Origin of the sequence: Geminicoccus harenae, from assembly GCF_019800005.1 — a bacterium.
Lineage (GTDB): Bacteria > Pseudomonadota > Alphaproteobacteria > Geminicoccales > Geminicoccaceae > Geminicoccus > Geminicoccus harenae.
Genome location: NZ_JABGCL010000001.1, coordinates 145,813 through 165,414 on the forward strand (window position 1 = coordinate 145,813; position 19,602 = coordinate 165,414).

The 19,602-nt window shown below is 69.0% G+C and carries 16 protein-coding genes, 1 tRNA gene and 1 other RNA gene; 12 read left to right on the forward strand and 6 right to left on the reverse strand.

What is annotated here, in order from left to right; all coding sequences use genetic code 11:
• Positions 1 to 6 precede the first annotated feature (6 nt).
• The gene (gene dnaG, locus HLA95_RS00645; RefSeq protein WP_191059494.1) at positions 7 to 1,740 is read left to right on the forward strand and encodes a DNA primase; all 1,734 of its coding nucleotides are present in this window, start codon (positions 7 to 9) and stop codon (positions 1,738 to 1,740) included.
• A 135-nt stretch (positions 1,741 to 1,875) separates the two neighbouring features.
• On the forward strand, positions 1,876 to 3,927 hold the full coding sequence (gene rpoD, locus HLA95_RS00650; RefSeq protein ID WP_255591145.1) for an RNA polymerase sigma factor RpoD: 2,052 nt from the start codon (positions 1,876 to 1,878) through the stop codon (positions 3,925 to 3,927).
• A 73-nt stretch (positions 3,928 to 4,000) separates the two neighbouring features.
• On the opposite strand, the gene HLA95_RS00655 is transcribed toward rpoD, so the two are convergent.
• The gene (locus tag HLA95_RS00655) at positions 4,001 to 4,486 is read right to left on the reverse strand and encodes a GNAT family N-acetyltransferase (RefSeq protein WP_191060368.1); all 486 of its coding nucleotides are present in this window, start codon (positions 4,484 to 4,486) and stop codon (positions 4,001 to 4,003) included.
• A gap of 411 nt (positions 4,487 to 4,897) precedes the next feature.
• Here HLA95_RS00655 and HLA95_RS00660 point away from each other — a divergent pair, with 411 nt between their 5' ends.
• The 7 genes from HLA95_RS00660 (at position 4,898) to HLA95_RS00690 (ending at position 10,844) form a co-directional block, all read left to right on the forward strand.
• Positions 4,898 to 5,224: a hypothetical protein gene (locus HLA95_RS00660; RefSeq protein ID WP_191060369.1), complete on the forward strand. Its 327-nt coding sequence runs from the start codon at positions 4,898 to 4,900 to the stop codon at positions 5,222 to 5,224.
• A 72-nt stretch (positions 5,225 to 5,296) separates the two neighbouring features.
• Positions 5,297 to 5,372 (forward strand) — tRNA-Ile (locus HLA95_RS00665).
• 113 nt (positions 5,373 to 5,485) lie between these two features.
• A complete protein-coding gene (locus HLA95_RS00670; protein ID WP_191060370.1) occupies positions 5,486 to 6,199 on the forward strand; it encodes a DUF2270 domain-containing protein in 714 nt (237 codons plus the stop codon).
• Between the two features lie 357 nt (positions 6,200 to 6,556).
• Complete coding sequence (locus HLA95_RS00675) at positions 6,557 to 8,227, forward strand: MFS transporter (RefSeq protein WP_191060371.1); 1,671 nt, start codon at positions 6,557 to 6,559, stop codon at positions 8,225 to 8,227.
• A 230-nt stretch (positions 8,228 to 8,457) separates the two neighbouring features.
• The gene (gene exbB / locus HLA95_RS00680) at positions 8,458 to 9,480 is read left to right on the forward strand and encodes a tonB-system energizer ExbB (protein WP_306422207.1); all 1,023 of its coding nucleotides are present in this window, start codon (positions 8,458 to 8,460) and stop codon (positions 9,478 to 9,480) included.
• Positions 9,481 to 9,486: 6 nt separating this feature from the next.
• On the forward strand, positions 9,487 to 9,909 hold the full coding sequence (gene exbD / locus HLA95_RS00685; RefSeq protein ID WP_222182038.1) for a TonB system transport protein ExbD: 423 nt from the start codon (positions 9,487 to 9,489) through the stop codon (positions 9,907 to 9,909).
• The gene (locus tag HLA95_RS00690) at positions 9,906 to 10,844 is read left to right on the forward strand and encodes an energy transducer TonB family protein (RefSeq protein ID WP_222182040.1); all 939 of its coding nucleotides are present in this window, start codon (positions 9,906 to 9,908) and stop codon (positions 10,842 to 10,844) included. The genes exbD and HLA95_RS00690 overlap by 4 nt, the downstream gene beginning before the upstream one ends.
• Positions 10,845 to 10,848: 4 nt before the next feature.
• Here the strand turns inward: HLA95_RS00690 and HLA95_RS00695 are convergent, their stop codons facing one another.
• From HLA95_RS00695 to thyX, 4 genes are all read right to left on the reverse strand, one after another.
• Positions 10,849 to 11,271: a hypothetical protein gene (locus tag HLA95_RS00695; protein WP_191060232.1), complete on the reverse strand. Its 423-nt coding sequence runs from the start codon at positions 11,269 to 11,271 to the stop codon at positions 10,849 to 10,851.
• Positions 11,272 to 11,278: 7 nt separating this feature from the next.
• Complete coding sequence (locus tag HLA95_RS00700; protein WP_191060233.1) at positions 11,279 to 12,097, reverse strand: TIGR02587 family membrane protein; 819 nt, start codon at positions 12,095 to 12,097, stop codon at positions 11,279 to 11,281.
• A 90-nt stretch (positions 12,098 to 12,187) separates the two neighbouring features.
• Entirely contained in the window at positions 12,188 to 13,024 is an 837-nt protein-coding gene (locus tag HLA95_RS00705; RefSeq protein ID WP_191060234.1) for an OmpA family protein, read from the reverse strand.
• A 199-nt stretch (positions 13,025 to 13,223) separates the two neighbouring features.
• Positions 13,224 to 14,159, reverse strand: coding sequence for an FAD-dependent thymidylate synthase (gene thyX, locus HLA95_RS00710; RefSeq protein WP_191060237.1), 936 nt, complete (start codon positions 14,157 to 14,159; stop codon positions 13,224 to 13,226).
• A gap of 159 nt (positions 14,160 to 14,318) precedes the next feature.
• Here thyX and ssrA point away from each other — a divergent pair.
• The 3 genes from ssrA (at position 14,319) to fumC (ending at position 16,787) form a co-directional block, all read left to right on the forward strand.
• Positions 14,319 to 14,660: a transfer-messenger RNA gene (gene ssrA, locus HLA95_RS00715) on the forward strand.
• A 52-nt stretch (positions 14,661 to 14,712) separates the two neighbouring features.
• The gene (locus HLA95_RS00720) at positions 14,713 to 15,234 is read left to right on the forward strand and encodes an SspB family protein (RefSeq protein WP_191060235.1); all 522 of its coding nucleotides are present in this window, start codon (positions 14,713 to 14,715) and stop codon (positions 15,232 to 15,234) included.
• 149 nt (positions 15,235 to 15,383) lie between these two features.
• Positions 15,384 to 16,787, forward strand: a complete 1,404-nt coding sequence (fumC, locus tag HLA95_RS00725; protein WP_191060236.1) for a class II fumarate hydratase — start codon at positions 15,384 to 15,386, stop codon at positions 16,785 to 16,787.
• On the opposite strand, the gene HLA95_RS00730 is transcribed toward fumC, so the two are convergent.
• Entirely contained in the window at positions 16,696 to 19,593 is a 2,898-nt protein-coding gene (locus HLA95_RS00730) for an AsmA family protein (protein WP_222182042.1), read from the reverse strand. The two genes, fumC and HLA95_RS00730, sit on opposite strands and share 92 nt — an antisense overlap.
• Positions 19,594 to 19,602: the final 9 nt, after the last annotated feature.

Here is a 19,602-nt window from a genome sequence, read left to right on the forward strand (position 1 = left end):
GCGGGCTTGAGCGGGGCGCCACGGCCGAACCTGGACGAGTTCAAGGCGCGCCTGCCGCTGGTCGAGATCGTGGGCCGCCATGTCCGCCTGGTGCGCAAGGGGCGCGAGTGGCAGGGGCTCTGCCCGTTCCACAAGGAGAAGAGCCCGTCCTTCAGCGTCGTGGAGGACAAGGGCTTCTTCCACTGCTTCGGCTGCGGCGCGCACGGCAATGCCATCGACTTCGTCATGCGCGTCGAGAACCTGGAGTTCGCCGACGCCCTGCAGCGGCTGGAGGAACTGACCGGCATCCTGGCGCCGCGGCGCGAGGGAGGGCAGGGCCCGCGCGTCGACCAGGACCTCTATACGGTCAACCAGGCTGCGGCCGAGTGGTTCGCAGCCCAGCTCGACGCTGCGGCGGGCCGGGAAGCGCGTGCCTATCTCGCCGGCCGCAAGCTGGCAGCCGAGCAGGTCCGGCGCTTCGGCCTGGGCTATGCGCCCGGCAGCGGCCAGGCACTCCAGGAAGCGCTCAGTGCCCGCGGCCTGTCGGTGGCCAAGCTCGCCGAGGCAGGGCTGGTCCTGATCGACGAGGAGGGCGGCCGCCGGCCCTATGACCGGTTCCGCAACCGCCTGATGTTCCCGATCCGCGACGAGCGCGGAAGGGTGGTGGGGTTCGGCGGCCGGGCGTTCGGCGATGCCAAGCCGAAATACCTGAACACGGCGGAAACGCCGCTCTTCCACAAGGGCGAGCTGCTCTACGGCCTGGACCTCGCCCTGGCGCCGGCGCGGCAGGCGCGCCGCGTCGTGGTGGTCGAGGGTTATGTCGACGTGATCGCCATGCATGAGGCGGGCCTGCCGTTCGCGGTGGCGCCGCTCGGCACGGCACTGGGCGAGCGGCAGCTCCAGCGCCTGTGGAAGCTCTCGCCCGAGCCCGTCCTGTGCTTCGATGGCGACGACGCCGGCAGGCGCGCGGCCGATCGCGCCGCGGAACGGGCCTTGCCCCATCTTTCGCCGGACCGGTCGCTGCGCGTGGCCTTCCTGCCGCCCGGCAAGGACCCGGACGACCTGCTGCGTGGCGAGGGGCCGGCTGCCATCCAGCGGGTGCTGGACGGTGCGGTGCCGCTGGTCGACTTCCTGTGGTCGGTGGGCATCGAGGGACGGCCGATCGATACGCCCGAGCGGCGCGCTGCGTTGCGCCGCGACTGCATCGAGCGGCTGCGCCGGATCGGCGATCCCGAGCTGCAGCGCCAGTACGTGACCGAGTTCCGCCGCAGGCTCGACATCCTGATGCCGTTCCGCACGGTGCAGCGCCGTCAGCCCGCCACGGCCCAGGTCGCCGGCAGCAGTTTGCGGCCGTTCGACGACCGGGAGCGGCTGGAGCAGGCGCTGCTGGCGCCGGTGCTGGCCGAGCCCCGGCATTTGCGCTCGCTCGAGGAGGAAATTGCCGACTTCGGGTGGAAGGTTCCCGACCACCAGCGGCTCGTGAGCCACATGCTCGAGTGGTATGCACTTTCCCTGGACGAGGACCCTGCTGCGGAGCTTGACGGCCGGGCACTGTCCCACCATCTGGCACTGTCAGGCTTGGGCGATCTTGCTGACCGCATCCTGCGTGATCGGTCCTCTGGTAATCACCAGCGCCAGGCGACGTCGGACGAACTGGTCCTCGAGCAGTGGGCCAGACTACGTGGGAAGAGAATGCTGCGGGCACGTGCGCGCGCAGCGTTCGCGAGTTCGTTGGAACCCGATGGTGACGTCGGCGACTGACGCCGCGTGCCCTTTCCCCTGTCCCTCGTGCCATTTTCGCAACAGTAGCATCTTTCTCCGCTCGGCGCGCAACCGGGCGGACATTGGCAATTCCGGCTTAGCGGCTTGGACCGGCCGCGACAGGAGGTTTCCCGCATGGCGAAGAGCCAGCCCATCAAGGTGGCGATGTCGTCGAGCAAGGCCAAGCCAGCGGCCAAGACCATCGTCAGGACGGGGGTGGAGCAGCTGCTCCAGGCTAATCCCGCCCTGCGCAAGCTCGTGCAGACCGCGCGCGAGAAGGGCTCGATCTCCTACGACCAGCTGAACAACGGCCTGCCCGCCAGCGCTACGCCGGAACAGATGGACGAGATGATCGCCTATCTGGAGTCGCGCGGCGTGTCGGTGGTGCGCGAGGAGGCTGAGGACGGCGACGCCCGCGCCCGGGCCGACGGTGAGGAGAATCTCGAGCTCAACGACCAGCAGGCGGCCGACAAGGACGAGGAGTCCGACAAGGACGACGCCGAGGAGGGCGAGCAGGAGGAACTCGGCCGAACCGACGACCCGGTCCGCATGTACCTGCGCGAGATGGGCTCGATCGAGCTCCTGTCGCGCGAGGGCGAGATCGAGATCGCCAAGCGCATCGAGGCCGGCCGCAACATGGTCCTGGAGGCCTTGTGCGAGAGCCCGCTCACCATGCGCGCGGTGATCGGCTGGCGTGACGCGATCCGCGAGGGCCGCGTGCCGCTGCGCGACATCATCGACCTGGAGGCCACCTACGAGGGCGGACCGTCCCCGGACGAGGCCGCGGCCGCCGAGGGAACGGCCGGGGAGCAGCCGGCGGCCAATGGCCGGGCGGCGCCGGCCGGCGAGGACGATGAGGACGAGGAGGCCCAGGCGCCCGAGGCTGCCGGCAGCGAGACCGAGGAGGACGAGGACGACGCGATGTCGCTCTCGATGCTCGAGGCCAAGCTGCGCGACACGGTGCTGGAGACCTTCGACGCCATCGCCGAGCGCTACATGCAGCTCCGTCAGCTCCAGGAGGAGCGGCTGGCATTGATCCAGGCCAATCGCCCGGTGACCCGCCAGCTCCAGGCCGAGTACGAGCTGTCGCGCCGGGAGATGGTCGAGGCCATGGCGGTCATCCAGCTCCACCCGCTCAAGGTGGAAGCGCTGGTCGCCCAGCTCAACGACATGAACAAGCTGCTCCAGTCCCTGGAAGGCAAGCTCCTGCGCCTGGCGCTGTCCTCCAAGGTCAGCCGCGAGAAGTTCATCGTCGCCTACCAGAACCATGAGCTCGACCCGGACTGGCTCGACAACCTCGCAACGCTCAAGGACAAGTACTGGCAGGACTTCGTCACCCGTCACCGCGACGAGGTGATCGCGCTGCGTGGCGACATCGCGGCGATCGCGGACGAGACCGGCCTGCAGATCGGCGAGTTCCGCCGCATCGTCAGCCTGGTGCAGAAGGGCGAGCGCGATGCCAGCCGCGCCAAGAAGGAGATGGTCGAGGCCAACCTGCGCCTCGTGATCTCCATCGCCAAGAAGTACACGAACCGCGGCCTGCAGTTCCTGGACCTGATCCAGGAGGGCAATATCGGCCTGATGAAGGCAGTGGACAAGTTCGAGTACCGGCGCGGTTACAAGTTCTCGACCTATGCGACCTGGTGGATCCGGCAGGCGATCACCCGCTCGATCGCCGATCAGGCCCGGACCATCCGCATCCCGGTCCACATGATCGAGACGATCAACAAGCTGGTCCGTGCGTCCCGCCAGATGCTGCACGAGTTCGGCCGCGAGCCCACGCCGGAAGAGCTCGCGATCAAGCTGAACATGCCGCTCGACAAGGTCCGCAAGGTCCTCAAGATCGCCAAGGAGCCGATCTCCCTCGAAACGCCGATCGGCGACGAGGAGGATTCGCATCTCGGCGACTTCATCGAGGACAAGAACGCGGTCCAGCCGCTGGAGGCCGCGACGCTCTCGAACCTGCGCGAGTCGACCACCCGGGTCCTGGCCACGCTCACCCCGCGTGAGGAGCGCGTGCTGCGCATGCGCTTCGGCATCGGCATGAACACCGACCACACGCTGGAAGAGGTCGGCCAGCAGTTCAGCGTGACCCGCGAGCGTATCCGCCAGATCGAGGCCAAGGCGCTGCGCAAGCTCAAGCACCCGTCCCGGTCGCGCAAGCTGCGCTCGTTCCTGGATACCTGAGCCTCGGTCGGGCTCCCCTCGAGGCTGACGCTGCCTCGAGGGGCTTCCGGCGGAGCGGTTTCTTCAAAAGGCGCTAAGTCGCCTGCTTTTCCATGAAGATGGCACCCTCGCCATACGCAGAGAGCGTTTCCTTCGGAACCCTCTGGCTGGGCGCGAAGCCGAAGCGCGACCAGAAGCCGGCAGTCCCGTACACCGAGATGAGCACCACGGACGCGTAGTTCTCCGCGACGCTCAGGAGTTTCTCGATGCCCTGGCGCGCTAGGCCACTGCCGCGCAGGTGCGGAAGAAGTGCGACGTCGTGAATGTAGAACTCCAGGGCATCGGCGGGGATCTCACCCAGGAGCGTATTGAGCTTTGGCGGCCCAGACGGGCGGATCGGGTGCGCCACGGCATAACCGACGACTGCGCCCTCCTCCTCGAGGACGAAGCAGCCGTCAGGAAATAAGCGCAGACGTTCCTCCAGGACATCCTGTTCCTCGAGAAGATCGGGATGCACGGCGTCTGCGACTGCTGTGATGTCGGCCAAATCGCGTTGTTGCATCGGGCGCCAGTAGGCCATTTGGCCGTTCATCCATTCTGAAAAACAGTTTGGCGGCTTCTATTCCGTGGGTGTCGAGTTGATCAATGGGCCCCGTCTCTGCGCATTGACCATCATTCCCTGAACATCTCTCCCCACTGCCTTGAAGCGAAGCGGACCTGCGCCCAGGCAGACGGCCAGAAGACGCACATCCCGGGCTCCGGATAACAAAACGCTCCGCCTGTCCTGGCGCGTGCCGGTGCTTCGCCGTCGACGGAGCATCGCCATTCCCTGGGTGCAGCCTATCTGTTCCTGCAGTCCATCCCCTCGGACGCGAGCTTCGTCTTCCCCGGAGGATGCTCGGACAGCCAGATGTGAGATCCCGTTCTGGCCGTTCCAGTGCCGTCCGCTGCATGTCCGGATGGGGCAACCGGCTAGTGGAGGTTCTTCACCATGGGAATTCGTCGGTACCTGACCGTGGCCGCGACCGTCCTCGTCCTCTCCGGCTCCGCCCAGGCGGCAACCACCCATCCGAAGCCGATTCAGGGCGGCAGTATCAATATCGGCGTCGTATCGGGCAGCGGCTATTACACGGTCGAACCCGAGGGCTTCCGTGTCGTCGTCACGCTCACCAAGGGCACCGAGCGTCCGATCCGCTTCGAGGCGGTGCTCACGCCTGGCCAGAGCGTCCTCCTGTCCGCGCCCAGGGAAGTCGGCGCCGAGAGCGAGGTGATCGAGATTACCCGCGAAGGTGACGAGCTGGTGGTGACCAGGCCATAGCCGGGCGGAACTGCCGCCGGACCGGCATCGATTGCCAGGACCGGGGGACGACGTTATCACCGCCGCCCGGTGGGGCCTGTAGCTCAGGGGTTAGAGCGGGCCGCTCATAACGGCTTGGTCGCGGGTTCAAATCCTGCCGGGCCCACCAGTCGCGCTGGCCCGCTGCAACCGGAACCGCCCCCACAGCGTTGATGCAGCAACCGGGCCGAGCCGGGCGTGCCGTGTTGCTCCTGACCGACCCGAACCAGGGAAGGCGGGAAGATGCTCGACGGCAGCCAGCGCAACCTCACTCCGGCCGTTCAGGCGCCGGTGTTCCCCGGCACGCCGAACGAGTTCATCACCGTCCTGGCGCATTTCCACCGCGCCGAGATCGCCCGCATGGCCGGCTGGCGCGACCGGATCGACCGGACCACCAACTGGGCGATCACGGTGGTGGCAGCCCTCTTGTCCGTGTCCCTGTCCACGCCCACCGCCCATCACGGCGTGCTCCTGTTCGCCATGCTGCTGGTGCTGCTGCTCCTGGTGATCGAGGCGCGCCGCTACCGGTTCTTCGACGTGTACCGCAACCGGGTGCGCCGCATGGAGCGCAACTATTTCGCCCAGGTGTTCGCGCCCGCCCCCGACACCAGCGACGACTGGGTGCGCGCGCTGGGCGAGGACCTGCGCCGGCCGCTGTTCCTGATCGACCTGCGCCGGGCGATGGCGCGCCGGCTGCGTCGTAACTACTGCTGGATGTTCCTGATCCTGCTGCTCGCCTGGCTGGTGAAGACCAGCACCACCGCCCCGCCCGAGGACAGCGTGCGGTTGCGCCTGGTGCAGTCGTTCGGCGAATGGCTGGGCAATGCTGCGATCGGCCCGGTCCCGGGCTGGATCGTGATGCTGGTCGTGGCCGGGTTCTACGCCTGGATAGCGGTGGCTTCCCTGCGCCGGCCGGAAAGCCAGGGCGAGATGGCATTCGGCAACGTCCATGTCTGACGCCACCTGTGGCGATCCCGCCAAATCCACCGTGCCGCAGTTCGCTAGATCGATTTCGCGCCACGGATGCACCTGCTGGCCGCTACCGAAGCCTCGTATATGAGGCTAGCGTTGTGCCACCGCGGCGGAAGGCGGTGTGCCGGCGGGAGCCTGGGCTCCCGGGGCACCGGAGGGAGATCAGGGAAACGGGATCGAGCAGGATCGGGCCCATAAGGCCGGCAGTTCCGCCGCTGATCGATCCCGCCGGCCATGGAAATGTCGGCAGGCAGGCTGTCGCCGGCGAATCCGGTCGATCAGGGAATCAAGACCATGGCTTCAGTAGCCGGTCGTCCCGGAATGGGCAGCAAGACCCGGCCGATGACGGCGGAAGAACGCAAGGTGATCTTTGCCTCTTCGGCAGGTACGGTCTTCGAGTGGTACGACTTCTATCTCTACGGTTCGTTGGCGGTCATCATCGGCGCCAAGTTCTTCACCCAGTTCGACGAGACTACACGCAACATCTTCGCGCTGCTGGCGTTTGCCGCGGGCTTCCTGGTCCGGCCATTCGGCGCACTGGTGTTCGGCCGGCTGGGCGACCTGGTCGGGCGCAAGTACACCTTCCTGATCACCATCCTGATCATGGGCGTCTCGACCTTCCTGGTCGGCATCCTGCCCACGGCCGACAGCATCGGCCTGCTGGCACCCACCATCCTGATCATCCTGCGCCTCCTGCAGGGCCTGGCGCTGGGCGGTGAGTATGGCGGTGCCGCCACCTATGTGGCGGAGCACGCGCCGCAGGGAAGGCGCGGCTTCTACACGTCCTGGATCCAGACCACCGCGACGCTCGGCCTGTTCCTCTCGCTCCTGGTCATCCTCATGGTCCGCTCGATGCTCGGCGAGGAAGCGTTCGCCGACTGGGGCTGGCGCATCCCGTTCCTGATCTCGGTCGTGCTGCTCGGCATCTCGGTCTGGATCCGGATGCAGCTCCAGGAGAGCCCGGCGTTCAAGCGGATGAAGGAAGAGGGCACCGGATCCAAGGCACCGCTCTCCGAGGCGTTCGGCCAGTGGCGCTACGCCAAGTTCGCGATCATCGCGCTGTTCGGCCTTACCGCCGGCCAGGCCGTGGTCTGGTACACCGGCCAGTTCTACGCGCTGTTCTTCTTGCAGAGCATCCTCAAGGTCGACGGCTATTCAGCCAACCTGCTGATCGCCTGGTCGCTCCTGATCGGCACCGTAGGCTTCGTGTTCTTCGGCTGGCTGTCGGACAAGGTCGGGCGCAAGCCGATCATCCTGCTCGGCTGCCTGCTCGCAGCGCTGACCTACTTCCCGCTGTTCAAGATGCTGACGCAGACGGCCAACCCGACCCTGGCCGCGGCGCAGGCCTCGGCCCCGGTCACCGTGGTCGCCGATCCGGCCCGCTGCTCCTTCCAGTTCAACCCGGTCGGCACCGCCAAGTTCACCACCTCCTGCGACATCGCCAAGGCGCTGCTCGCCAGGAACGCGGTGAACTACACGGTCGAGGCCGCACCGCCCGGGACGATCGCCTCGGTCAAGATCGGCGACCAGACCATCCAGGCCTTCGACGCCGAGCGGGCCGGGGCCGATGCGGCAGCACTGGGCGAACAGTTCACCGCCGATGTCACCGCGGCCTTGGTCGCGCAGGGTTATCCGGCACCCGGTGATCCGAACATCGTGAAGCTCGACCACCCGTTCGACATCTTCGACGGGCGGACCTTCATGGTGGTGCTGATCCTGACGGTCCTGGTCATCTACGTGACCATGGTCTACGGCCCGATCGCCGCCGCCCTGGTCGAGCTGTTCCCGACCCGCATCCGCTACACCGCCATGTCGCTGCCCTACCATATCGGCAACGGCTGGTTCGGCGGCCTGCTGCCGGCCACGGCGTTCGCGATGATTGCCTGGCGCGGTGATATCTATTTCGGGCTCTGGTACCCGATCATCATCGCGGCGGCCACGGTCGTCATCGGCGTGCTGTTCGTGCCGGAAACCAAGGACCGCGACATCTTCGCGGACGACGCCCGGAGCTGAAGCGCAACGCAGCGTCGGGTTTTCTTGGGAGGCGCCCGGGCTCGGCCCGGGTGCCTCTCGTATTTTCGGGCGCCGGTCATGCATGGGCCAGACAGGCCTGCTCAAATTGGTGGAAGACATGCGCTGCGCGGAGTCGTAGACGATGCGCGAGTCTTGCCGCCCGCTCAGCTCATGCCAGAGATCCGAGGGGTAGAGACAAAGTAAAGTGGTTCTAAACTAGAGAGCGGTTCATGGTTCGTGATACGGTGGCTGCACGGCTGGATCTTCCGGGCCTCCGGTATCCGATGATGGTCCTCGCCCTGGTCTCCGTGCTTGCCGGGACGGCTCACGCTCAGGAGCCGCCACCGGCCCCTGCGGCCGGAACCGCCGGCGTGGCGGGTGCCGGCCCTGCCGAGGTCGGCGGCCAGGACCAGGCCTCGCCCGCGCGCGAACCCGCCCTGCCCGACGGGACGGCGGCCGAGCGGCCGATCGTGCCGGGCCTGGGCGACGGCATGGGCATCCTCGACCTGGAGCAGGAGCAGCTCGGCGCCGCATCGGCCACCCTGCCCCACGACCTGTCGCCCTGGGGCATGTTCATGGCCGCCGACCTGGTGGTCAAGGCGGTCATGGTCGGGCTCGCCTTCGCCTCCGTGGTCACCTGGACGATCTGCCTCGCCAAGTTCCTGGAGCTGGCGATGGCCAGGCGCCGGGCCAGGCGGGCGGCCGCGCGGCTGGCCCGGGCACCCGACCTGGGCGAGGCGCTGGCAGGCGTGGCCAGCGACGACCTGGTGGCCGGCAGCCTGCTCTCTGCCGCGGAGACCGAGCTGCAGATGTCGGAGGACCTGGAAGCCGCCAGCGACGGCAAGGCCGGCATCAAGGAGCGCGTGGCGTCGCGGCTCGACCGGATCGAGGCGGCGGTCGGCCGGCGGATGATCCGCGGCACCGGCGTGCTCGCGACCATCGGCTCGACCGCACCGTTCGTCGGCCTGTTCGGCACCGTCTGGGGGATCATGAACAGCTTCATCGGCATCTCGGAATCCCAGACCACCAATCTCGCCGTGGTGGCGCCGGGCATCGCCGAGGCGTTGCTCGCCACGGCGATCGGCCTGGTGGCCGCGATCCCGGCCGTGGTCGTCTACAACCATTTCGCCCGGCAGATTTCCGGCTACCGCGCCCTGGTCGGCGACATGTCGGCCGAGGTGATGCGCCTCGTGTCGCGCGACCTCGATCGCCGCGGTGCACGTGGCCGCGGCTATGCCCGCGCAGCGGAGTGAGTGGCAATGGCAGCGAAGCTCGACGACGGCGACGATCTCGGCGACAACCATGACATCAACGTCACGCCGTTCATCGACGTGGTGCTGGTCCTCCTGATCATCTTCATGGTGGCAGCCCCGCTCGCGACCGCGGACATCGCGGTGGACCTGCCGCCCGCCAATGCCAAGGCGTCGCCCCGGCCGGAAGCGCCGGTCTTCGTGTCGCTGCAAAAGGACCTCTCGGTCGCGATCAACAGCGACCAGATCGACCGGGCCGCCCTCGGCAGCGGCCTGGACCGGGCCACCTCGGGCGACAAGGAGCAGCGGATCTTCATCCGCGCCGACGAGGGCGTGCCCTATGGCGAGGTGATGGCCGTGATGAACCTGATGCGGGCCTCGGGCTACCTGAAGGTCGGGCTGGTCGGCCTCGAGGTGGTGCCCACTCAGTGAGCGCGGCAGTGCTTCCCTACGAGATTTCCGAGGGCGGGGGGGCGGGCGACCTGCGGCGCTGGGTCGCCGCCTTCCTGGTGGTGGCGGCGCTGCATGGCGGGGTGGCGCTGGTGGCGCTGAACTGGCGCCGGCCGGTGGAGATTCCGGGCGAGCCGCCCGCCGCGGTGATGATCGACCTGGCGCCGCTGCCGGCTTCGCCCAACGTCGAGGAGATCCTGAACGAGTTGCCGCTGCCGGAGCCGGCCCCGGTGGAGTTGCCCGACCCGATCAGCGAGCTGGAGATCGACCTGGCCGAGCCTGCGCCGATCGAGCTGCCGGAGCCGGTCACCGAGCTGGACATCGAGCTGCCCGAGCCGCCCCCGGTGGAGCTGCCGCCGGAAGTGTCGGAGCTGGCGCTGGACCTGCCGGAGCCCGCGGAGGTGGTGCTGCCCGAGCCGCCGCCTCCCGTGGTCGCCCCGCCGCCGCCGCGCAGCAAGCCCAAGCCGCCGACCCGCCGCCCGCCGCCGCCCGACAAGCCGGTCGAGCAGGTCGAGCGGGTGACGAAGGAGCCGCCCAGGCCGGCACCCCCGCAGCCCAACAAGTCCGTGACCGCGGCGGCACCGGATTCCTCGCACAACAGCCAGCAGGCCGTGTCGCTCGCCAGCGCCCCGCCGAGCTGGCAGGGTGCCGTGCTGGGCAAGTTCCAGCGGGCGCTGCGCTATCCCCGGGCAGCCCAGATGCGCCGCAAGGAGGGGACTGCCACCATCCTGTTCCGGGTCAACCGGAACGGCGACGTGCTGGGGGTCCGCCTGATCGACAGTTCCGGCACCGAGGTGCTGGACGAGGAGGCCGTGGCGGTGGTGGAGCGCGTCAGCCCGTTACCGCCGCCCCCGCCGGAGATGATGACCGGTGCCCATCGCGACGTCGCGGCACCGATCATCTTCGCCCTGCGCTGAAGGCTTAGGGCTCGCGGTAGCCCAGGACGCGCGCGGCCAGCGCCGCCGGGTCCGGGCGGTTCTGGAACAGCAGCGAGCCGCGCCGGCTGGAATGGCCGGGCACGTAGTCGAAGGTGATCTCTCCGGCTTCCTGCTCCCCGTCGCTGGCGGCGGTCACCGCGATCCTGGCTTCGGCCGCCGTCTCGCCGCCCAGGTTGGTGACGGTCAGGTCGACCCGGAAGCCTTCGGTAGCGGCCTCGACCGCGTCCACCCGGACCACCAGGTCGGCCGGTGCATCCGCACTCGTCAGCCCATCCCAGGCCAGATAGCCGACGATGAAGATCGCGACCGCGGCACCCAGGCCGGCGGCGATCCATTCGAGAAGGGGCGTGGACGGATGGGGCCTGGCGTGATCCGCCTCGTTCCGGTCCGGCTGTTTGCTGCTCATGCTCCGCTCATACGATCAGGCGCGCCGTGGCGGCGCCGAGGGCGGACGGGAAGCCCAGGATCACCGTCATGGTGAGCACCTCGGCCAGCCCGGTGAGGTCGGTCCGGCCGAAGGTCCACAGGATGTAGAAGCTGACCGCGAGGGACAGGCCGTAGCCCGCCAGGCTGAAGCGGAAGAACACGGTGAAGAAGCCCGTGTCCTTCGGCCATGCCTCCTGGCCGGTAAAGCCCAGCGCATAGACCAGCAGATGGAGCAGGAGGACGGAGACGAGGGCCAGCAGGATCGCGTGCCAGGGCGTGACGAGGTGCGCGATGAGCTGGATCTCGTCGGTCGGCGCCACGTTGAAGGCGACATAGACGGCACCCGCCAGCATCACGAACAGCTCGGCCCCGTAGCTGGCCGGTGGCTGGTCCTCCTGCCCCTCCTCGGGCGGTGCCGCGAACTGCGCCCGGGCCAGGATCGCACCGATTCCGGCTGGGATCGACTGGACCGCCAGCTTGCCGACCCATTCGCCCACCGACATGGCCGGATCGAGCACGCCGAACAGGACGAGCAGGCCGAGGCTCACCAGCACGCCCACCAGATAGGCGGAAAACGCATCGAGAAGATCGTCGCGCCAGCCCGTGTCCGCACCGAAGCCGACCCGCGTGGACAGGCCGATGAGCAGCAGAAGGCCCAGGCTGACGAACAGGGCCAGGCGGAGCCGGTCCATGCCGAAGCCCAGCCACCACATCTCCATCGTCATCAGGAGCGGGAAGGCGAACAGGATGGCGCCGGCTGCAGCGCGTGCGAGCTCCAGCGCGTAGTCGCGGTTGGCCGGGTTCATGTCGTTCAGCCGGGGCAAAAGAAAAACCCGCGCGTTGCCGCGCGGGTTCTCCAAGATCGCCAGACGGGGTCGTTCCGTCCGTCGAGACGATCAGCGCTGGCGCACTTCCACGCGCCGGTTGCGCGGCTCGGGCACCTGGTCGCCGGTCGGCACGGCCAGCTTGGTCTCGCCGAAGCCCTGGATCGTCAGGCGCGAGACATCGACGCCCTGGCCTTCCAGATAGGCCGCGACCGCCTCGGCGCGACGCACCGACAGGCCCATGTTGTACTCTTCGGTGCCGACCGTGTCGGTGTGGCCCCAGACGAGCAGGCGCTTGTTGGTGTCCGCCACCAGCTCAGCGGCGATCGCGTCGAGCTGCGGCTTGAACTCCTCCTTCACGACCGCGCGGTCGAAGTCGAAGAGCACGTCGGAGGAAATCGAGATGACCTCGACCTCTTCCACCGGCGTCAGCGCGGCGATGGCGTCCTCGAAGCCCTTGCGGCAGGTCGCGATGTCCTCGATCTGGAAGTTCTCTTCCTGCTGCTCCATCCAGCAGTCGAAGCTGGCCTGCGCCTTGGCGGCGGTAGCCGGATCGGCCTGGGCCTCCTCGGTGCCGAGCGTGCTCACCAGGGTGGAACGGGCCTCGGTCAGCGTGCCGACCATGTCCGCCGGCAGGTTGCGCGCGCTGATCGGGGTCGGCTCGGGCGCCGTGCCGGACGCGGCCATCTTGGCGCGCTCGGTGTAGAACAGCGAATCACGCCAGTCGTACTGATCGTACTCCGACTGCGAGAGCGCCGAATACTCCTGGAAGAGTGCCTGGGTGAATGCATCACCGCTTGCGCTGGTCTGCTTCAACTCGTTCAGGCCAGAGGTCGAGGTGAAGGCCGAGCACCCGGTCAGGAGCGCAAGCATTCCAACCCCGGCGATCTGGCGGATCTTGGATTTCATGATACCTCCGCGCGTTCGTCCGTAGCAAAAATTTCCTAACGCCTCGGACGCCGCAGGCGCCGTGAGCGGGGTGCAGCATAAGGGCTCTGGCGTTAAATAGATCGGTAACACCCTGTTCGTCCCCGCTTTTCTGGACCGGTTGCGACAACGAAGCAACGTCCTGACGGACGGAGAGCACAATTTTGCTGCTTTGTGCGTGTCAAACAGCCAGGGCATCCATCAGTTCCCGCCATTCGCGCGGGGAAAGGCCGCTGTCCTCGACTGTCACTTTCTCGCCACCAAGCATCCGGCGCAGTATCGCCAGGGCCGGACCCGACAGTTCCATGGCATTGAGGCGGTAGTCGGTGAACGCCTCGAAGGTGATCGGGACCCAGCGCTGGACGATCTCCGCGATCACCTGCGCATAGGCCCGGATCTCCGCCTGGGCATGGGGATCAAGTCGCAGCGCCACGAAATGCAGCAGGTTGTGGAGGTCGGTCTTCCAGTACCACTGCGTATAGGTGGAGAGCGGCAGCACCACCCGGGCCAGCTCGCGCGCCACGCCGCTGCGCTCGGGATCGAGCGGCTGCCCTTCCGCATCCGCGTTGAGCAGCTCATGGTAGCAGCGGAACGCCGCCTCGCCGCTGTCCCGGATCGCCTGGCGCACCGCCTCCGCGGCGTCCGGATCGAGCGCGCCGCCGCGGCCCTGCCGGTTGTTCACGGCCTGGGCCGCCACGCCTTCCGGCTCGGGCAGGTACAGTTCGTCGTCCAGGACCGAGTAGCGCGCCGAATATTCGTTCACGGCGGCGGTGCGATGGCGGATCCACTGCCGGGCGATGAAGATCGGCAGCTTCACGTGCAGCTTGATCTCGCACATCTCGAACGGCGAGGTGTGGCGGTGGCGCATGAGATAGCGGATCAGGCCGCGGTCGTCGGAGACCTTGCGGGTGCCCTTGCCGTAGGAGACCCGGGCCGCTTGCACGACCGCCGCGTCGTCACCCATATAATCGACCACCCGCACGAAGCCGTGGTCGAGCACCGGCAGCGCCTGGAACAGGATCTCCTCGAGCGCCGGGGCCACCGGCCGCCGGGTCGCCGTCGGCTGGGCCTGGCGCAGCTCCTCGATCTCCGCCGACTGGCGCTCATTCAACCGCATCATGGCCTCCGGCAGGAATGGATGCGCAGCGTCGTTCAAACGGGGCCGCGCAACGGGCACGATCCCGGTGCCGCGCGTTTAGACCTCCCGCCCGACACAAGGGAAGGCCGGCCTGCTCTGCATCATGGGAAGCATGACCTGCGGATATCGCTGCACCGCACCCTTCCATCCGGACGGGTTCGCTCCTATATTCGAGGCGTCGGCGCGAGCCGACTATGGCGATAAACATCACACGGCATAGGCGTTACGGACCCGGGGGCAGAGCCCGGCGCCTCCACCAAACATCGCCGCGGCCGGCCTGGAGCTCGAGGCAGGCCGCGGCGCTCGCGGGGGCGAATTAGGATCGACGTGCGTAGTAAGGGTGTGATTTTTGCCCGGCATGGTACCGCCGTTATCGGGCTAAAACACAAGTGCCAACGACAATAGCCGTCTGGCCCTCGCTGCCTAATCATTAGGTAAGCGCGGTTCGGGGGGGCGCCGGGCAACAGAAGCCCCCCCACTTCAAACGACTTCTTCCGGGTTTCTCCGGTCCTGGTGCGGCTTCAAGGTCGAGATGAGCAAGGACAGCATCCAATACGGCCAGCTGGTCGAACAGGCCCTGCGCGGCGTCGTGCGCGACGTGCTGTCCCGCGTTGCCCGTGAAGGCCTGCCGCAGCCGCATCATTTCTACATCACCTTCCGCACCGACCATCCGGGCGTGGGTCTCGCCGCTTCCTTACGCGAGCGCTATCCGACCGAGATGACCATCGTCCTCCAGCACCAGTACTGGGACCTGCAGGTCGACGACGAGGCGGTGGCGGTCACGCTCAGCTTCAACAACCAGCCGCAGCGCATCGTCATCCCGTTCGCCGCCCTCAAGGTGTTCGCCGACCCGGGTGTCGAGTTCGGCCTGCAGTTCACGATCGAGCCGCCCGCCGAGGAGAATCTCGCCGAGACTGTACCGCTCCTGGCCGGCCGCGACCGGGAGGCACCGGTCCGCGATCGCGCCGCCGGCGACGATGTGGCCGAGCCCGCCGACGAGGCGGCATCCGGCGGCGCCCAGATCGTCTCCCTGGACCGCTTCCGCAAGCGCTGACTGTTCTCGACGTCGCAACCCCGTTTCTCGGGCTGACCCGGCAAGCAGCTCCCGGCACCCGCACAGCGTGTCCCGACCTACCCGACCGTTGACGGATGGCCCGAAAGCCGCGACCTGAGCCGCAAACATGGGGCGCAGGAGCGTTTGTGATGAGTGTTGCCAAAGAGGTCCGGGTCGAGAGCGACACGTTCGGGCCGATCGAGGTTCCGGCGGACCGGCACTGGGGTGCCCAAACCCAGCGTTCCCTGCAGAACTTCCGGATCGGCGGCGAGCGGATGCCGGCCCCGCTGGTCCGGGCACTCGGGATCGTCAAGCTCGCCGCAGCACGGGTGAACGTGCGGCTGGGCCAGCTCGACCCCAAGCTCGGCGACGCCATCGCGGCGGCCGCCCAGGAGGTGGCCGACCTCAAGCTGGTCGACGAGTTCCCGCTGGTGGTCTGGCAGACCGGCTCGGGCACCCAGTCGAACATGAACGCCAACGAGGTGATCGCCAGCCGCGCCAACGAGCTGCTCAACGGCAGCAAGGGCGGCAAGTCGCCGGTCCATCCGAACGACCATTGCAACCGCGGCCAGTCCTCCAACGACACCTTCCCCACCGCCATGCACATCGCGGCGGGCGAGCAGGCGGTCCGGGAGCTGATCCCGGCGCTGGAGCATCTGCACGCGGCCCTGGCCGCCAAGGCCGACGAGTTCCAGGACATCATCAAGATCGGCCGCACCCATCTGCAGGATGCGACGCCGATGACGCTCGGCCAGGAGTTCGGCGGCTATGCCTGCCAGATCGCGTACGGCATCGAGCGGGTGAAGGCGGCCCTGCCGCGGGTCTGGTACCTGGCGCAGGGCGGCACCGCGGTCGGCACCGGGCTGAATGCCAAGAAAGGCTTTGCCGAGGGCTTCGCCGAGGAGGTGGCGACCATCACCGGCCTGCCGTTCGTGACCGCCCCCAACAAGTTCGAGGCGCTGGCCTCGCACGACGCCATGGTCGAGCTGTCGGGTGCGCTCAACACGCTGGCGGTCTCGCTGATGAAGATCGCCAACGACGTCCGCCTGCTGGGCTCCGGCCCGCGCTGCGGCTTAGGGGAGATCTCCCTGCCCGAGAACGAGCCCGGCAGCTCGATCATGCCGGGCAAGGTCAACCCGACCCAGTCCGAGGCGCTGACCATGGTCTGCGCCCAGGTGATGGGCAACCACGTCGCGGCCTCGGTCGGCGGCTCGAACGGCCATTTCGAGCTGAACGTGTTCAAGCCGGTGATCATCTACAACGTGCTGCAGTCGATCCGGCTGATCGCGGACGGCTGCCGCTCGTTCACCGACAACTGCGTGGTCGGGATCGAGGCCAACCGCGAGCGGCTGGCCCAGATCATGAACGAGAGCCTGATGCTGGTCACGGCGCTGAATCCGAAGATCGGCTACGACAACGCCGCCAAAGTCGCCAAGAAAGCGCACAAGGAGGGCACGACCCTCAAGGAGTCGGCGCTGGCGCTGGGTCTCCTGACGGAAGAGGAGTTCGACCGGCTGGTTCGCCCTGAGCTGATGCTGGGCCCATCGGACTGAGCGGCAGCGCCTGCACCTGCCCGGGCGGCCCCAGCAGGTGCCAGCCGGGCAGATCGCCATCCGGCGGCAGCGTCGCGTCGAGGAACCAGACCGGCAGGTCGAGCCGTGCCGTCAGGTAGCGGCGCGACCGGTCCGGCAGGTCGATTGCCAGATGGGGCGGGCTGCTTTCCAGGATGCCGCGCCTGGCCGTGAGCGCGCCGTGGATGCCGGCGAACGCGAAGGGCGGCGCATCGCTGCCGACCGCCGGTGGCAGCGTGCCCGGCCCGATCGCCAGGCGCAGCTCGCCGGCGAGATCCGCCACGATCGCGCGCACGGAGCTGCCCTGGCCCGTGAGGCTGGCCTCGGCGGCGAGCCTCGCCCGGGGTGCCCGGTCGATCCCGAGCAGGCCGCCCAGTGCCGCGCTGTCGGCATCGTCCAGTGCCAGGTCCAGCTCCATGAGCGGTACCAGCCCGCGGCCGTCCAGGGCGAGGTCGCCCCGCAGCCGGCCACCTTGCGGCAGGGGCAGGTCCAGCCGTTCCAGGTCGAGCCGCCCTTCCGCCAGGCGCACCCGGCCAAGCCCTTGGCCCTCCGGATCGGCGAGCTGGCGCAGCGTGAGGTCGAGCTCGGCCCCGAACAGCCAGTGCCAGCGGAGGTCCATGGCCGGCCAGGCGCCCGGCCAGCGGAGCGGCGAGCCCGGCGCGAAGGACAGGGCGGTGGACAGGAAGTCGTAGAGCCCGGCGAGCGAGCCCGGGGCCACGGCCAGCGCCAGCTGCCCGGCGAGGCGCGGCACCTCGCTGCCGGTGCGCAGGCCGAGCTGGCCATGGGCACGCAGCGGCCCGGCCGAAAGCTCGATCCTGCCCTGCCAGCGCCCGTCCTCGCTGCGGCCGATCCGGGCATCGGTCGCCACTGCGCCGCCCAGGGCACGCGGCTCGATCGGCAGGAGCGCCAGCTCGGCCAGGAGGGCAGCGAGATCGGGTGCCCGGGCCTGGACCTCCAGCGCGGTCGCCGCCACCTGGTCGCCCTGGCCGAGCGTGCCGCTGGCGGTGATGCTCCGCCCGTCGCCGGCCAGGTCCAGCGCCAGCTCCAGCCGGTCGAACGGCCCCTGCAGCGACAGGGCGCCCTCCAGCCCCGGCAGGCGGCCCAGCCAGGGCAGGTCCCAGTCCAGCACCGAGGCGATCCGCTGGGGCCTGAGCGCGCTCAGCCCCAGCACCATGTCGAGCGTCTGGCCGGAGAGATCGAGCGTGCCGGCGAGCGTCGCGTGCAGCTCGGCCCGGTCGCCGGCCGACGCCTCGGCGACTGTCAGGCGGCCGTTTTGGCAGCGCGCCTCGAGCGCCACGTCGGTGATCCAGGCATCGCCCCGCGACAGCCGGCCGATCCGCAGGTCGAGCTCCCCGTCCGGCAGGTGGCGGAGCAGGTCCAAGGGCTCGGAGGGCTCGGCAAGCCATTGCGCCAGGTCGAGCCGGTCGATCTCGCCGGCGAGGGTGAGCGCATCGGCGGCAAGGCCGATTCTGCCGGCGAACCGGCTCTGGTCGGCCTGCAGCGTCGCCTGCTCGAGCGCCCAGCTGCCGGGCTGCCAGTGCAGCTCGCCCTCGACCAGCAGCCCCGCCGGGCGGTCCGGCGGCAGCCAGTCCGGCAGGACACCCAGCTGCCCCAGCACCGGCATGGCGGTCGGCAGGTCGAGGCTCATCGTACCCGCCAGCTCCTCGCTTGGCGCGAAGCGCGCCCGCTCCAGCCGCAACGCCCCGTCGGCGCCGACCGAGGCCGCCAGCCGGTCGATCTCGATCTGGCCGTCCGGCAGGACGCGGCCAGCCACGTCCACGGCCGGCAGCGCCACGCCGCGCAGGTCGAGCCCGTGGCCGGTGAGCTTCACCTCGATCCGGTTGCCGCCGAACAGGCTGGTCCCCGCCGCCAGCCGGTCCAGGTCCGGTGCGGCCAGCGTCGCGTCGCGCAGATCCAGGCGCAGCTCGCCGGCCTGCTCGGCATGGCGGAGCTCGAACGTGCCGGCCAGCGTGGTGCTGCCCGACGAGGCGGCCAGATCGGTGAGCTTCAAGCCGGCAGTGCCATGGTCCACGCGGCTCTCGCCCCGCCACGGCGCATCGGGCCCGAGCGCTGCCCACTGGCCGAGCCAGGCTGGCAGCCTGCCCGCCGCCTCGACCTCCAGCCGGCCGAACAGCCGCCCCACGGCGAGCAAGCCCTGCCACGCGATCCGGCTTGTCCCCAAGCGCAGCTCCAGCTCGGCGGGCACGGCGCCGCTGCTGTCCGCGCGCCGCAAGGTCCCGTCCAGGGCGAGCGGGCCGTCGGCCGTTTCGGCAGCGAGGGTGAGCCGCACGATGCCGTCCGCGTCCTCCCGGCGGTCGAGCGCCAGCGCGGCCAGCTCCAGCGGCGGCGTGCCCGGTGCCACCAGGATGGCCAGACGGCCATCAGCCACCTCGATCGTGCCGGTCTCGCCGCTGTCCGCCAGGTGCAGCAGGTCCTGGACCGCCACGGGTGCGGCCAGCTCCGGGCGGACCGCGGTGAGCGCCTGCACCGGTGGCTGCCCGGTCAGGAGCCGGAGCGGCGACAGGGCCAGGTCGATGCGGTCGGCCCGGGCCAGCGTGGCGCCCTCCGCCACCAGGCTGGGCTCGGTGATCACCGCCCGGGGTGCCGGCAGGAAGCTCAGCCCGATCCGGCCCTCCAGCCGGACCGGCCGGTCGAGCACGGCTGCCAGCGACGCCTCGGCCTGCTGGCGGATCCGCTCCGGGTCGGACAGGAAATAGAACCCGCCTGCCAGCGCGCCGAGCAGTGCCGCCGCCGCGGCCAGGATCAGGAGGACGGCACGCAGGCGCATCGATCGTTC

Bases quoted from the DNA above. Each gene is read 5' to 3' on its own strand.
- fumC (WP_191060236.1), top strand. From the start codon at position 15,384: ATGAGTGTTGCCAAAGAGGTCCGGGTCGAGAGCGACACGTTCGGGCCG.
- exbB (WP_306422207.1), top strand. From the start codon at position 8,458: ATGGTTCGTGATACGGTGGCTGCACGGCTGGATCTTCCGGGCCTCCGG.
- thyX (WP_191060237.1), bottom strand. From the start codon at position 14,159: ATGCGGTTGAATGAGCGCCAGTCGGCGGAGATCGAGGAGCTGCGCCAG.
- exbD (WP_222182038.1), top strand. From the start codon at position 9,487: ATGGCAGCGAAGCTCGACGACGGCGACGATCTCGGCGACAACCATGAC.
- HLA95_RS00655 (WP_191060368.1), bottom strand. From the start codon at position 4,486: ATGGCCTACTGGCGCCCGATGCAACAACGCGATTTGGCCGACATCACA.
- HLA95_RS00730 (WP_222182042.1), bottom strand. From the start codon at position 19,593: ATGCGCCTGCGTGCCGTCCTCCTGATCCTGGCCGCGGCGGCGGCACTG.
- HLA95_RS00670 (WP_191060370.1), top strand. From the start codon at position 5,486: ATGCTCGACGGCAGCCAGCGCAACCTCACTCCGGCCGTTCAGGCGCCG.
- HLA95_RS00675 (WP_191060371.1), top strand. From the start codon at position 6,557: ATGACGGCGGAAGAACGCAAGGTGATCTTTGCCTCTTCGGCAGGTACG.
- HLA95_RS00695 (WP_191060232.1), bottom strand. From the start codon at position 11,271: ATGAGCAGCAAACAGCCGGACCGGAACGAGGCGGATCACGCCAGGCCC.
- HLA95_RS00660 (WP_191060369.1), top strand. From the start codon at position 4,898: ATGGGAATTCGTCGGTACCTGACCGTGGCCGCGACCGTCCTCGTCCTC.
- HLA95_RS00700 (WP_191060233.1), bottom strand. From the start codon at position 12,097: ATGAACCCGGCCAACCGCGACTACGCGCTGGAGCTCGCACGCGCTGCA.
- HLA95_RS00705 (WP_191060234.1), bottom strand. From the start codon at position 13,024: ATGAAATCCAAGATCCGCCAGATCGCCGGGGTTGGAATGCTTGCGCTC.
- HLA95_RS00720 (WP_191060235.1), top strand. From the start codon at position 14,713: ATGAGCAAGGACAGCATCCAATACGGCCAGCTGGTCGAACAGGCCCTG.
- rpoD (WP_255591145.1), top strand. From the start codon at position 1,876: ATGGCGAAGAGCCAGCCCATCAAGGTGGCGATGTCGTCGAGCAAGGCC.